The organism is Endothiovibrio diazotrophicus (genome assembly GCF_054657215.1).
Window position 1 is genome coordinate 31,173 of the sequence record NZ_BAAHXB010000042.1, and the last position, 13,676, is coordinate 44,848.

At 68.9% G+C, this 13,676-nt stretch carries 8 protein-coding genes; 5 read left to right on the forward strand and 3 right to left on the reverse strand.

Annotated features, from left to right (window positions below; all coding sequences use genetic code 11):
* Positions 1-76: 76 nt before the first annotated feature.
* The 4 genes from polA to tsaA all read left to right on the forward strand — a co-directional run bounded on the left by polA (position 77) and on the right by tsaA (position 6,566).
* Entirely contained in the window at positions 77-2,806 is a 2,730-nt protein-coding gene (polA, locus tag ACYQ2W_RS12290; protein WP_459867199.1) for a DNA polymerase I, read from the forward strand.
* Positions 2,807-2,954: 148 nt separating this feature from the next.
* Positions 2,955-3,836, forward strand: coding sequence for an HDOD domain-containing protein (locus ACYQ2W_RS12295; protein ID WP_459867202.1), 882 nt, complete (start codon positions 2,955-2,957; stop codon positions 3,834-3,836).
* A 330-nt stretch (positions 3,837-4,166) separates the two neighbouring features.
* Positions 4,167-5,573: a sodium/proline symporter gene (locus ACYQ2W_RS12300; RefSeq protein WP_459867205.1), complete on the forward strand. Its 1,407-nt coding sequence runs from the start codon at positions 4,167-4,169 to the stop codon at positions 5,571-5,573.
* A 207-nt stretch (positions 5,574-5,780) separates the two neighbouring features.
* Entirely contained in the window at positions 5,781-6,566 is a 786-nt protein-coding gene (tsaA, locus tag ACYQ2W_RS12305) for a tRNA (N6-threonylcarbamoyladenosine(37)-N6)-methyltransferase TrmO (RefSeq protein ID WP_459867208.1), read from the forward strand.
* On the opposite strand, the gene ACYQ2W_RS12310 is transcribed toward tsaA, so the two are convergent.
* The 3 genes from ACYQ2W_RS12310 to ACYQ2W_RS12320 all read right to left on the reverse strand — a co-directional run bounded on the left by ACYQ2W_RS12310 (position 6,490) and on the right by ACYQ2W_RS12320 (position 12,314).
* A complete protein-coding gene (locus tag ACYQ2W_RS12310; protein ID WP_459867211.1) occupies positions 6,490-7,509 on the reverse strand; it encodes a M14 family metallopeptidase in 1,020 nt (339 codons plus the stop codon). The genes tsaA and ACYQ2W_RS12310 overlap by 77 nt on opposite strands.
* Positions 7,510-7,659: 150 nt before the next feature.
* Positions 7,660-11,484: an RCC1 domain-containing protein gene (locus tag ACYQ2W_RS12315; protein ID WP_459867214.1), complete on the reverse strand. Its 3,825-nt coding sequence runs from the start codon at positions 11,482-11,484 to the stop codon at positions 7,660-7,662.
* A gap of 368 nt (positions 11,485-11,852) precedes the next feature.
* A complete protein-coding gene (locus ACYQ2W_RS12320) occupies positions 11,853-12,314 on the reverse strand; it encodes a nucleoside deaminase (RefSeq protein ID WP_459867217.1) in 462 nt (153 codons plus the stop codon).
* A 66-nt stretch (positions 12,315-12,380) separates the two neighbouring features.
* Between ACYQ2W_RS12320 and proB the strand changes: the two genes are divergently transcribed.
* Entirely contained in the window at positions 12,381-13,505 is a 1,125-nt protein-coding gene (gene proB / locus ACYQ2W_RS12325) for a glutamate 5-kinase (RefSeq protein WP_459867220.1), read from the forward strand.
* Positions 13,506-13,676 lie beyond the last annotated feature (171 nt).

Sequence of the window (13,676 nt, forward strand, 5' to 3'; positions counted from 1 at the left end):
CCCCCCCGACGCCCTGGAAGAGCCCCGCTCCCTGAATTACCATCCCCACTCCCTACCTCGACGGCGGCAAAAACCCATGACCACACCCGATCGGCTGATCCTGGTGGACGGCTCCTCCTACCTCTACCGCGCCTTCCACGTGATGAAGGACCTGACCAACTCCGCAGGGATGCCCACCGGCGCGGTCTACGGGGTGGTCAACATGCTGAAGAAGCTGCTGCGCGACGAGCAGCCCCGCCATATGGCGGTGGTCTTCGACGCCAAGGGCCCCACCTTCCGCGACGAGCTCTACGCCGAGTACAAGGCCCACCGCCCGCCGATGCCCGATGAGCTGCGCGCCCAGATCGAGCCGCTCCACGCCATCGTCCGCGCCCTCGGCCTGCCTCTGCTCTGCGTCGAAGGGGTGGAGGCGGATGACGTCATCGGCACCCTGGCCCGGCGGGCCGACGCCGCCGGCATCGCCTGCCTCATCTCCACCGGCGACAAGGATCTGGCCCAGTTGGTCAGCGAGCGGGTGACCCTGATCAACACCATGACCGACACCCTGCTCGACCGTCAGGGGGTGGTCGACAAGTTCGGCGTGCCGCCGGAGCGGATCATCGACCTGCTGGCGCTGGTCGGCGACGCCTCCGACAACGTCCCGGGGGTGCCCAAGGTGGGGCCGAAGACCGCGGTGAAGTGGCTCGCCGAGTACGGCTCGGTGGACGGCATCGTGGAACACGCGGAGGAGATCAAGGGCAAGGTGGGGGAGAACCTGCGCGCCTCCCTGGAACAGTTGGCGCTGTCGCGCCGGCTGGTCACCATCCACACCGAGGTGGCGCTGGAACAGGGCCCGCACGAGCTCGCCATCACCGCCCCCGACACCGAGGCGCTGCGCGATTGGTTCACCCGCCTGGAGTTCAGGAGCTGGCTCGCCCAACTGGGCGAGGCGGGCGAGACCGCCCCCGCACCGGAAGACGACGTCCCCGCCACCGCCGAACCCCGCTACGAGACGATCCTCAACGCGGCCGACCTCGACCGCTGGATCGAAAAGATGGCGCGCGCCGAGCTGATCGCGGTGGACAGCGAGACCGACAGCCTCGACTACATGAGGGCCAACCTGGTGGGGCTCTCCTTCGCCGTGGAGCCCGGCGAGGCGGCCTACCTGCCGCTGGGCCACGACTACGCAGGGGCCCCAGCGCAACTCCCGCTGCGCGAGACCCTCGACCGCCTGCGCCCGATCCTCGAATCCGCCGAGCGCCCCAAGGTCGGCCAGAACCTGAAATACGACCTCAGCGTGTTGCTGCACCACGGGATCGAGCTGCGCGGCATCGCCTACGACACCATGCTGGAATCCTACGTCGCCGATTCCACCGGCCGCCACGACATGGACACCCTGGCCGAGAAGTACCTGCAACACAAAACCATCACCTACGAGGAGGTCGCCGGCAAGGGGGTGAAGCAGCAGACCTTCAACCGCATCGAGCTGGAACGGGCCACCCCCTACGCCGCCGAGGACGCCGAGGTGACCCTGCGGCTGCACCACGCGATCTGGCCGAGGGTCGCCGCCGAGCCGAGGCTGCGCGCGCTGTTCGAGGAGATCGAGCGACCGCTGCTGGAGGTGATCGCGCGCATCGAGCGCAACGGCGTGCGCGTCGATGCCGGCATGCTCGCCGAGCAGAGCATGGAGATCGCCACCCGCCTGCAATCCCTGGAGGCGGAGGCCCACCAGGTGGCCGGCAAGGCGTTCAACCTCTCCTCGCCGAAGCAGCTCCAGCAGATCCTGTTCGAGGAGATGGGGCTACCGGTGCTGAGCAAGACCCCCAAGGGGCAGCCCTCCACCGCCGAGGGGGTGCTCCAGGAGCTGGCCCTGGAGTACGAGCTGCCGCGGCTGATCATGGAGCACCGCGGACTGGCCAAGCTCAAGTCCACCTACACCGACAAGCTCCCGGGCCAGATCAACCCCGTCACCGGCCGGGTCCACACCTCCTACCACCAGGCGGTGGCCGCCACCGGCCGCCTCTCCTCCAGCGATCCCAATCTGCAGAACATCCCGGTGCGCACAGAAGCGGGTCGGCGCATCCGCCAGGCCTTCATCGCCGCCGACGGGAGCAAACTGGTCGCCGCCGACTACTCGCAGATCGAGCTGCGGATCATGGCCCACCTCTCCGACGACGCGGGGCTGTTGCGCGCCTTTGCCGCCGGCCTCGACATCCACGCCGCCACCGCCGCCGAGGTGTTCAACGTGGCCACCGAGGCGGTGACCAAGGAGCAGCGCCGCGCCGCCAAGGCAGTCAACTTCGGCCTGATCTACGGCATGTCCGCCTTCGGTCTGGCGAAGCAGCTCGGCGTCGAGCGGGGCACCGCCCAGCAGTACATCGAGCGCTACTTCGAACGCTACCCCGGGGTCGCCGCCTACATGGAGCGGACCCGCGAGCAGGCGAAGAGCGACGGCTACGTGGAGACGGTGTTCGGCCGCCGCCTCCACCTCCCCGAGATCCACTCGCGCAACGGCGCGCGGCGCCAGTATGCCGAACGCTCGGCGATCAACGCGCCGATGCAGGGCACCGCCGCCGACATCATCAAGCGCGCCATGCTCGCCGTGGACCGCTGGATCGGCGAGCGCTTCGGTGGCCCCTGCGAAGCGGGGGACGCCGCCGTGCGGATGATCATGCAGGTCCACGACGAACTGGTCTTCGAGGTGCGCGAGGAGGCCCTCGACGAACTCCTCGGGGCACTCCCCGGGCTGATGGAGGGGGCGGCCGAACTGAAGGTCCCGCTGGTAATCGAAAGCGGCGTGGGGGCGAATTGGGACGAGGCCCACTAACCCTCATTACCCTTTGTTTTTCAATAATTTTACTTCTCATTGAGGGCGCTTCACGGATATTTTCGCAGTGGACCCGACAGGCGGAATCCTCTAGGATTCCGATATCCTCGCCGCGCACGGATGCCGGCCCAACCGAGAGATCGATCCCATGCAGAGTCAGACAGCCATCGCCGATTCGGGCGACCTGGTGGAACAGGCCGAGCGCCTGCTCGCCAACGTCGGCGTGCCGATTCAGCCCCAGGTGGTGGTGGACATCAACTTCGAACTGGCGATGCCCGACCCCGATTTCGACGAGATCGCCAAGCTCATCTCCAGCGACCCCGCGCTCACCGCACGCACCCTCAAGCTGGCCAACTCGGCGCTGTTCAACCTCCCCCACCGGGTCGAGTCGGTCAAGCACGCCATCGCCACCCTCGGCATCACCAAGCTCAGCGACCTGATCATCACCGGCGCCCTCCAGGAGGCGGTGGTCGAGGAGAGCGACGCCCTCAACGAGAAGTTCTGGAGCCACTCGCTGATGGTCGCGCGCAGCGCCGAACTGATCGCCCGCCAGGTGCTGGTGATGAGCGAATTCGCCAGCCCGGCCTACCTCGCCGGGCTGTTCCACGACTGCGCCGTACCGCTCTTTCGCCAGCGCTTCGCCGACTACGAGGACCTCTTCGTCGGCGACCTCACCCAGGGGGGATGGAGCGTCGAGGAGGAGGAGCGGCGCTACCAAACCAACCACTGCGTGGTCGGTCACCTGGTGGCCCGCAACTGGAAACTCCCCGACGCGGTCACCGAGGCGATCTGGTTCCACCACGACCCCGGTCTCGACATGCACAGCGATCCGCTGGCACGGATGATCAAGGCGGTGCTGATCCTCGCCGAGTACATCAGCCTGAGCGACGGCACCCTGGAGACCGATCCGCTGAGCCCCGCCGAGTGGGCGGAGCGCTACCCGGAGATCCTCACCGAACTGAAGCTCTCCGTCGACGAGATCGCCGACCTGCGCGAAGACGCCCTGGTCGCCTTCGGTAGCGCCGTGTGAGTCACCCCGGATGATGAAAGCCGGGTAGGGTGCGTGCCGACGATAGGAGACGCGCCCGTCGGAAAGGGCTGCCCCCTCATTTCCACGCGCTGCGTGGAAACGTCTCTCTTCGACGCTCCGCGTCGTGCCGAACGAAGGCTCCGCCGCCACCGTGCCCGACTCAGCCTAGGCTCCTAGGGACGCAGAGCGTCCACGGAGCCGGTTACGACGCAAGGCGTCGTAACCGGGAGGACTATTTCGCCCCTCCCGCCGTAATCCCCCTCACCGGTTGCACCGCCCCCACCGCCCCCTGTAGGGTGAATCGCCGTTGTCCTCCAACGGGAAGTCCCAATGCTCGTCAGTTTCCTCGCTTTTCTCCTGCTTTTCGTGGTGATCGGTCTCAGCGCGGTGCGCAAGAGCCGCCGCGAGAGCCTCGACTACCTGCTCGCCGGCCAGTCGGTACGCCCCTGGCTGGTGGCGCTCTCGGCGGTGGCCACCAACAACAGCGGTTACATGTTCATCGGCATGGTCGGCTACACCTACGCCGCCGGGCTGTCGGCGATCTGGATGGCGGTGGGCTGGATCCTCGGCGACTTCGTCGCCTCGCTGCTGGTCCACCGCAAGGTGCGGGAGATGAGCGAGCGCAACGGGGTGCACACCTTCGGCGGCCTGCTCTCCCACTGGCACGACGCCAACCACGCCTGGCTGCGCCGCCTCGCCGGTGTCTTCACCCTGCTCTTTCTCGGCACCTACGCCGCCGCCCAGCTCACCGCCGGCTCCAAGGCCCTCGGCGTGCTGTTCGGCTGGCCGCAGTGGGCGGGGGCGGTGATCGGCGCGGTGATCGTGCTCGCCTACTCCTTCGCCGGCGGCATCCGCGCCTCGATCTGGACCGATGCCGCCCAGGCGGTGGTGATGATCCTCGCCATGGGGTTGATGATGTGGATCGGGGTCGATCAGTTGGGGGGCTGGGGCGGCTTCACCGCCGCGCTCCACGGGGTGGGCCCCCACTACATGGACTGGTTCCCCGGCGATTTCGCCTGGGGGCCATGGCTCGGCGGCGCCGGCTTCCTGCTCGGCTGGCTGGTGGCCGGCTACGGGGTAGTCGGCCAGCCCCACATCATGATCCGCTTCATGGCCATGGAGTCCCCCGACCAGATGCGGGCGGTGCGCATCTACTACTACGGCTGGTTCACCCTGTTCTGGACGCTGGGCATCCTCACCGCGCTGGCCGCGCGGGTGCTGCTGCCGGAATCGAGCCAGTTCGACGCCGAGCTGGCGCTGCCCACGCTGGCCCGGGAGCTGTTGCCGGGGGTGCTGGTGGGGCTGGTGCTGGCGGGGATCTTCGCCGCCACCATCTCGACGGCGGACTCGCTGATCCTCAGTTGCGCCGCCTCGCTCACCCGCGACTTCCACCACCAGAAGGTGGACCACTACCTGGTGACCAAATTCGGCACTGTGGCGGTGACCGCCATGGCGCTGGCCATCGCCCTCTCCGACAACCACAGCGTGTTCGACCTGGTGATGGACGCCTGGGGGGTGCTCGCCGCCGCCTTCGGCCCGCTGCTCACCCTGCTCGCCCTCGGCCGCCGGCCGTCGGAGCGGGTCTCCATCGCCACCCTGGTGCTCGGTGCCGCCACCTTCTACCTGTGGAGCCTCTACGGCCCCGGCGACCTCTACGCCGTCGCCCCCGCCTTCCTGCTGCCCCTCGCCTTCGGCTGGGCCTTCACGCCGGTGCGTCCGGCGGTGAACGGGATTTAGGAGGCCGCGCAGACCGTCCACGATACGGCCCTTTCGAATGCCGATTTTTTAATGCGATTCGTGTTCTTCGTGCCTCTTCCTTCGTGCCCTTCGTGTTAAATAATCACCGCCCGGCCAAAGCACCGCCGCCAAACGAATGGCAGCGGACGCCACCGCCCCACAACCGCCCCAGCCCATTAAACCCGTCGTGGTAAACAACGCTCCCCAATGAACAAGATCACCCTGGAGCCCGTCGCCGTCGTCCGTTCGCCGTTCACCGACAAATTCGGGGTGCCCCGTCAGCCGGGGCTGGTGCCGGAGGCGCGGGCGACGGTGGAGCTGCTCGCCCCCTATGACCGGGAGGAGGCGCTACGCGGGATCGAGGCGTTCTCCCACCTGTGGCTGCTGTTTCTCTTCGACCGCACCGCCAAGCAGGGCTGGAGGCCGATGGTGCGGCCGCCGCGGCTGGGGGGGAACCGGCGGGTGGGGGTCTTCGCCAGCCGCTCCAACTTCCGCCCCAACCCCATCGGGCTGTCGGTGGTGGAGCTGGTCGGGGTGCGGCGGGAGGGGCGGCGTCTGCTGCTGGAGGTGCGCGGAGGCGACCTGCTCGACGGCACCCCGGTGCTCGACATCAAGCCCTACGTGCCCTATGCCGACTGCCTGCCGGGGGCCCGCGGGGGCTTCGCGCCGGAGCCGCCGACGGAGACGTTGGAAGTGATCTTCAGTGAGGCCGCAGCAGACCGCTGCACCGAACTGGAAACGGCCCGCTACCCCGAGCTGCGGGCCTTGATCGAACGGCTGCTCCGCCTCGATCCCCGCCCCGCCTACCGCGACGACGCGACGCCCCGCGATTACGGCATGCGCCTCTACGACCTCGACGTGAAGTGGCGGATGGAGGGGGGGCGGGTGCGGGTCACCGCGCTGGAGGAGATCGCGCCTACTCCACCCCGCTGGGCAACGGATAGCGCTCCATCAGATACCCCAGACAGTCCTGACGGATCACCTCCTCGTTGAGGGTGAACATCGACGGCATCACCGGGATGCGGGTGCGCAGCTCGCCGTCACGCTGGTCGAAGTAGCGCCTGGCCACCTCGTCCCCCGCCTCGCTCCACGCCTCCAGCCGACCGCCGTCGAGACGGCCGAGGAAGGTGCCGGCCGGAAGTTCGCGGAAATTGAGGTGGTCGAGGTCACGCACGAAGTCGATCGCCGCGCCCCCCTCCGCCCCACCGAAGGTGAAGCGGACCTCTTCGGGCACCTTCACCGTGGCCACGGTGTGGAAAAGGTCGATGTCCTGGTGGTGGACCGGATGGCGCTCCGGAAAGGCGCTGAGATGGAGGCAGCCGTCGAGATAGTCGGCGGCGTGGTCACGGCCGTGGGGCTGACCCGGCTGGCCGCACTCCACGGTCACCGCCGGACAGAGTTCCGCCATCGCCATGGAGGAGACCCCCTTTGGGCGGAGGAAGTAGACCACCGTGCGGCTGAACAGGTTGGCCAGATGGAGGTAGGCCGGCTCCAGCCGGTTGACGCAGCCGTAGTGGGGGTTGATGCCGGTGTTGTTGTGGACGTCGACGCTGGCGAAGGGACGCCGCCTCGCCATCTCCTCCACCACCTGCGCCATCATCCGCCCCTCCGGCGAATCGAGCCCCTCACCACCGGGCCACACCCGGTTGTAGTCCGGCTGCCCCTCCAGCAGCCGATGCCCCTGCGCCGCCGCGGCGACGTTGCCGACGAAGATCGACAACGCCCGCGGCAACTCCCGCCCGGCGTATTTGCGCAGCAGCGCCTGCACCGCCTGCAGACCGGTCTGCTCGTTGCCGTGCAGGAGGACCGAGACGAACAGCGGTCGCTCCTGACGTCCCGCCAAGTGAATCAGCGACGGGCCGGGAAGGCGGCGGCACAGCGCCTCCGACGTCACATCAAGGAGGCCTTCCGGCAGGCGATCGAACTGGGTCAGCATGGGCGGGCGCACCGTCTGGGGTCGAATACGGGGGAACTCCGGCAAGGGTATGGACTCGCTGGCCGCTTCGCAACCACCCCCGCCGCAGACGAAAAGAGCGGGGCCCCGCGTAGGGACCCCGCCCGGATCGCCCCCCCGTCGGCGTCGATGCTACTCCAGCTCCACCCGGTAGGGGTGCTGGTTGTAGGAGAGACCACCCGGATCATCCGCAGGGGCGAGACCGACGAAGAAGTCGAACACCCCGTGCAGCCCCGATCCGCCCCCCTGGTAGAACTCCACGTCGGTGCTCTCCCCCCCGCCGCTCTCTCCGTAGGCCGGCATTTCGCCGCCCTCCCAAAGTTGCAGCGGGTGCTCCGGGTCCCCGGTGTGGAAGAAGGTCAGCACCTGACCGTCGGGAAGGCTCCACACCAGGGCGGCGTAGACCTTGTGGCGATGACCGTCGTCCGGTGCCTCGACCCGGAAGCCGATATCCAGATCGGCGTCCTCGTCGGCACGGCTCTCCCCTTCCGGACGCTCCACCCCGTCGATGCTGATGTCGCTTTCGATGCTGCCGCACTGCGGTGCACAGGCCGGATTCTCCACCATCGCCGCGGTCACCCGGACCCGTGCCACACCGGAGATCCCGGCGCTGTCGGTCGCCGTCACCGCGTACTCACCGCGCCCGAACGGCGCCACCAGGGTCACTTCGCTCCCCTCCTCTGCGTTCAGGCTGCCGGCGTCGGCGCTCCAGCGGTAGGGAGGCTCGCCACCGGCGACGCTGAGCTTCACCACGTCACCCGGCGGCACCGCGGCGTGGGCGGGGGTCACCTCCAGCCCCTCATTGACCACCCGCACCTCCGCCACGGCGGTGGCACCCGTGGAGTCGGTGACCTCCACCTGCTGGCTGCCCACCGTGTCGAAGCGGGTATTCCAGCTCCGCCCATGGCGTCCATCGGGCCAGGTGTAGGGGGGCTCGCCACGGGCCGCCGCAAAGTGCAGCGGCTCGCCGACCCCCACGGTCGCCTCGGCCGGCGAGATCCGCAGGTCACCGGCTACCGACACCAGCGCCCGGGCGGTCCGGCCGTCGCCGTCGGTGGCGATCACCCGGTAGCGCCCCGGAGTCTGCGGCGCGGTATAGGTAACGGTGCGCCCGGAGGTCGGGGAGAGTTCACCACCGCTGACGATCCAGCTCACCGGATCGACGCCGCCGCTGAGCTCCAGCGTCACCGTCTCGCCGGTGCTGAGGGTGACCGCATCGGGGTTGATCACCGGCAGTTCCACCACCTCGACGCGGGCCGTCGCCTGGCTCTCCTGGGCATCGGTGACGATGACCTGCCAGCTTCCCACCTCCGCCGGCGGGGTGTAGTTGACCCACGAACCGTGGCCGCTGACCCGCCCCCCGTCGGCCTCCCAACGGTAGGGCTCGACGCCGCCGCCCGCCTCCAGCCGCACCGGCTTCACCTGCCCGCCGCTCAGCGTCACGCTGACCGTCTCGGGGGTCACCCGCAGCATGGAGGTGACCGCCACGCCGACCTCCTTGGTGTTGCCAAGGCTATCGGTCACCGTCACGGTGTAGCAGGGACCGGCACTCGGGCACGCCTCCGACGGCGCCACGTAGCGTGCCTGACGACTGTTGATGGTGAGCAGTTCACCGGCGCTGGCGCTCCATTGATAAGGCTCGACGCCGCCGCTGGCGCTCAGCACCGCGTCCTCGCCGACCCCCATCTCCAACTGCGCCGGGGCAACCTTCAAGGGCGCGTAGGCGCGGATCGTGTACGATGCGCTGGCGCTCGCCCCGCCATCGTCGGTGACCTCCAGGGTCACCACGTAGGTCCCGGCGGAGAGGAACTGGAAGGAACTCTCGGCCCCCTGGGCGCTCTGCCCGTCGGAGGTGCTCCAGAGATACTCCACGATGTGGCCGTCGGGGTCGCTGGAAGCGCCGCCGTCGACGCTCACGGTGAGCGGCGTCTCGCCGGCCGCCGGGGTGGCGCTGATCACCGCCACCGGCTCCTCGTTGTCGGCCTCGCGGACCGCGATCTGCCGGCTGGCCGTTCCCTGGGCGCCGCGTTCGTCGGTGACGGTCAGGGTTACGGTGTAGCTTCCCGCCTCGTCGAAGGTCAGGGTCGCGCTCGACCCGCTGGCGGACTGGCCATCGCTGGCGAGCCACTGATAGGCGCTGATCGCCCCCTCTTCGGCACTGGAGCCGCTACCGTCCAGGCTCACCACCAGCGGCGCCGTGCCGCTCGTCGGGGTCGCCTCGATCACCGCTTCGGGGGCCCCGTAGGGGGACTGCACGGTGATCGTCCGGGTGGCGCTCGCGGTACCGCCGTCGTTGTCGGTGACGGTCAGGGTGACGCCGTACTGGCCCGCCTGGGTGAATGTCAGCTCGGTGCTCGCGCCGTTCGCCGTGCGACCGTCGGAGAGGCTCCAGAGATAACCCTCGATCTGCCCGTCGGGGTCACTCGACTGACCGGCATCGAGGGCCACGGTGAGCGGCGCGCGGCCGCTCTCGGGGGTCGCCGTGAACTGCGCCTGCGGCAACTGGTTGGCGGCCCCCACGGTGATCGTCTGACTGGCGCTGTCGGTCGCCCCGTCGTTGTCGGTGACCGTCAGGGTGATGGTGTACTCGCCGCCGCTCTGGAACACCAGCTCGGCGCTCGCGCCGCTCGCATCCTGACCGTCCGAGGAGTGCCAGGCGTAGCTGGCGATGGAGCCGTCCTCATCGCTCGAGGCGCTGCCGTCGAGGCTCACGGTCAGTGGCGCGCGGCCGCTGAGCGGGGTCACGCCGGCCACCGCGGTGGGCGGATTGAGCGCCACCGTGGTGCTGCCGCCGCTCGCCTGGCCGTAACCGTCCTCGCCCCAGCCGTACGCCCGGCCATCGCTGCCGGCCGCCATGCTGTGGGAGAAGCCGGCGGAGATGGAGGTGATACCGGTGGGCACCTTCGCCGCCACCGGGGTCAGGCGGTCGATGGTCGAGCCGTCACCCAGCTGGCCGTGGTTGTTCCAACCCCAGCTGTAGAGCCGGCCGTCACTGCCCACCGCCAAGCTGTGGCTGTACCCGGCGGCAATCAGGGCGGGCGATACCCCACCAGGCAGCTCCACCACCTGCGGCGTCAGGCGATCCCCGGTGGCACCGTCACCCAACTGGCCTTTGGTGTTCCAGCCCCAGGCGTAGAGCCTTCCGTCGCTGCCGATGGCCAAGCTGTGGTAACCGCCGGCGGCGACCGCCGTCGGCGTCACGCCGGAGGCAAGGGTCACCTGCACCGGCGTCAGGTGCTTGGTCCGGCTGCCGTCACCGATCTGTCCGGCGGAGTTGTCACCCCAGGCGTAGAGCTGACCATCACTGCCGATGGCCAGCGCATGGACGTCGCCCGCCGCAATCGCTGCCGCGGTCACCCCCTCTGCCAAAGTAATCGCCGCGGGCGTCGCGCGGTGGTGATCGGTGGTGCCGTCACCGAGGCGGCCCGAGCTGTTGTTGCCCCAGCTGTAGACCTGCCCGTCGCTGCCGATGGCCAGGCTGAAGTAACCGCCGGCGGCCACCGCCCGCGCCGTCACCCCGCTGGCGAGGGTCACCGCGGCAGGGGTCCAGTGATCCTCGGTGGTGCCGTCACCGAGCTGGCCGCTGTTGTTGTCACCCCAGCTGTAGACTTGGTTGTCGCCGCCGAGCAACAGCCCGTGGCTGGCGGAAGAGAGCTGAGAGGTGGCGGATACCCCCCCCGGCAGGGCCGCCACCCCCGGAGAGGAGCGGTTGTCGGTGGCCCCGTCCCCGAGGCGACCGTTCATATTGAGACCCCAGGTGTATAACTGGCCGTCGCCGGCGGAGACCAAGCTGCTACCGGAGCCCACCTCGACGGCCACCGCCGACACACCACCGGGTAACGGGATCACCACCGGCGTGGCTTGATCCGCCGCGGATGCCGTGCCGCTGAACGGCAACAGCAGGGCCAGAAAGAGCAGCATCAGTAGCGATGCGTTGGGATTGAAACGAGCCTTCATGAAGATCTCCTTGTCGTGGCGAACTCGGTCTCGACCAGTCGGTCGACAGGACGCACGGGCCACATCGGGTTCGAGGGGAAAAAGGTGGAGAAGTCGGGGGAATGATTCATCCATGCCTTGAGGTTCCAGAAGGGCCGGCGGGCGGCCCCGCTCATCTACCGGCCGTTTGTTTGTTTTGTGTGGGCCTACGTTTGGGAAACTAGCACAGCAAGATGACCTTGAACGGCGCCGGAACGGCCGCTCGTCGGCATTTTATCGCCGCCCGGACAACACAACTCGGCACTCGGGCAATTTACCTACAAGCAATAGTGAATTCATTGACGAGCGATACGCGCTTGCAGCACGCGTCTTTCCTGCCGGTGACGACCTCAATACAGGGTCTTGTCCACCTTATTCCGCCACGCCTCGAAAGGCGCGCGCGCGCCCTCCGGCGCAAGACGGGCGGCCGGCACGCTTCGCTCCGCGCCCGCGCAAAGCGCATGGCGAATCCTAGCGTCGTCGAAACCGGCCTCGGCGGCATCTTGCTCACCGGCGGCATACCACAGGCGGTCGAGGTGCGCCCAGTGGATCGCGGCGAGACACATCGCGCAGGGCTCGCAACTGGCGTAGAGCTCGCAACCCGCCAGATCATGGGTACCGAGCGTGCGACAGGCCTCGCGGATCGCCACCACCTCGGCGTGGGCGGAGGGATCGTGATCGAGGGTCACCCGGTTCTGGCCACGGCCGATGACCACGCCATCGCGAACCACCACCGCCCCGAACGGCCCACCGCCCGCCGCCACTGATTCCAGCGCCAGGCGCACCGCCTCGGCCATCCATTCGTCACGCATGAAGAACCTCCCCCGCTGTAGTAATCTAGCGCCCTTTCGCCTTGGTGCGCCGTCCCCATAAATGATATGACGAAGTCCCGCGAACAACTGGGCCGCTCCCGCCGCTGGGTGGTGAAGATCGGCAGTGCCCTGGTCACCGCCGAGGGGCGCGGCCTCGACCTCGCCGCCATCGAGGCGTGGGCCGAGGAGGTCGCCCACCTGCGCGCGCAGGGCCACGAGATCGTGCTGGTCTCCTCCGGTGCGGTGGCCGAGGGGATGAAGCGCCTCGGCTGGGCGCGCCGTCCCCACGCGGTCCACGAACTCCAGGCGGCCGCGGCGGTGGGCCAGATGGGGCTGGTGCAGGCCTACGAATCCACCTTTCAGCGCCACGGCATCCACGCCGCCCAGGTACTGCTCACCCACGACGACCTGAAGGATCGCCAGCGCTACCTCAACGCCCGCTCGACCCTGCGCACCCTGCTGGAGATGGGGGTGGTGCCGGTGGTCAACGAGAACGACACGGTGGCGGTGGAGGAGATCCAGCTCGGTGACAACGACACCCTCGGCGCGCTGGTCGGCAATCTGGTGGAGGCGGACCTGCTGGTGCTGCTCACCGACCAGATCGGCATGTTCGACGGCGACCCCCGCCACAACCCCGAGGCCAAACTGCTGCACGAAGTGCGGGCGGGCGACCCCGCGCTGGAGGGGATGGCCGGCGGCGGCGGCGTACTCGGCCGCGGCGGCATGCTCACCAAGGTACGGGCGGCGGCGCGCGCCGCCCGCTCCGGCACCGCCACCGTGATCGCCTCGGGGCGTGAGCCGCAGGTGCTGGCGCGGATCGCCCGCGGCGAAGAGATCGGCACCCTGTTTCAGCCCTCCAGCGAGCCGCTGGCCGCCCGCAAGCAGTGGCTGGCCGGCCAGCTCCACGTGCAGGGCCGGCTGGTCCTCGACCACGGCGCCGCGCGGGTGCTGCGCGAGTCGGGCAAGAGCCTGCTGCCGGTGGGGGTGCTGGAGGCGCTGGGGGAGTTCCGCCGCGGCGAGCTGGTCGCCTGCCTCGACCCCGACGGCCGCGAACTGGCCCGCGGCCTGGTCAACTACAGCGCGATGGAGACCCGCTGCATCATCGGCCACCCGAGCAGCGAGATCGAGGCGCGCCTCGGCTACGTGGACGAGGCGGAGCTGATCCACCGCGACAATCTCATCCTCGTCTAGGAGAAAGGGGACCCTCCCCAACCGGGCGCGCTGGTGCGCGCCCGGTTGGGGAGGGTCCCCTTTTTCCTAGAATGTTATGGATTATTGTGTGGCACGACACTCCGTAGGAGCGGCCCCTAGGAGCCTGTCGGACTATGGATGAATCGGCCGCGAAAGCGGGATGGCGACCCC

Excerpts from the sequence above, each read along its gene's own strand:
- proB (WP_459867220.1), top strand. The coding sequence starts at position 12,381 with ATGACGAAGTCCCGCGAACAACTGGGCCGCTCCCGCCGCTGGGTGGTG.
- ACYQ2W_RS12310 (WP_459867211.1), bottom strand. The coding sequence starts at position 7,509 with ATGCTGACCCAGTTCGATCGCCTGCCGGAAGGCCTCCTTGATGTGACG.
- ACYQ2W_RS12320 (WP_459867217.1), bottom strand. The coding sequence starts at position 12,314 with ATGCGTGACGAATGGATGGCCGAGGCGGTGCGCCTGGCGCTGGAATCA.
- ACYQ2W_RS12315 (WP_459867214.1), bottom strand. The coding sequence starts at position 11,484 with ATGAAGGCTCGTTTCAATCCCAACGCATCGCTACTGATGCTGCTCTTT.
- ACYQ2W_RS12295 (WP_459867202.1), top strand. The coding sequence starts at position 2,955 with ATGCAGAGTCAGACAGCCATCGCCGATTCGGGCGACCTGGTGGAACAG.
- tsaA (WP_459867208.1), top strand. The coding sequence starts at position 5,781 with ATGAACAAGATCACCCTGGAGCCCGTCGCCGTCGTCCGTTCGCCGTTC.
- polA (WP_459867199.1), top strand. The coding sequence starts at position 77 with ATGACCACACCCGATCGGCTGATCCTGGTGGACGGCTCCTCCTACCTC.
- ACYQ2W_RS12300 (WP_459867205.1), top strand. The coding sequence starts at position 4,167 with ATGCTCGTCAGTTTCCTCGCTTTTCTCCTGCTTTTCGTGGTGATCGGT.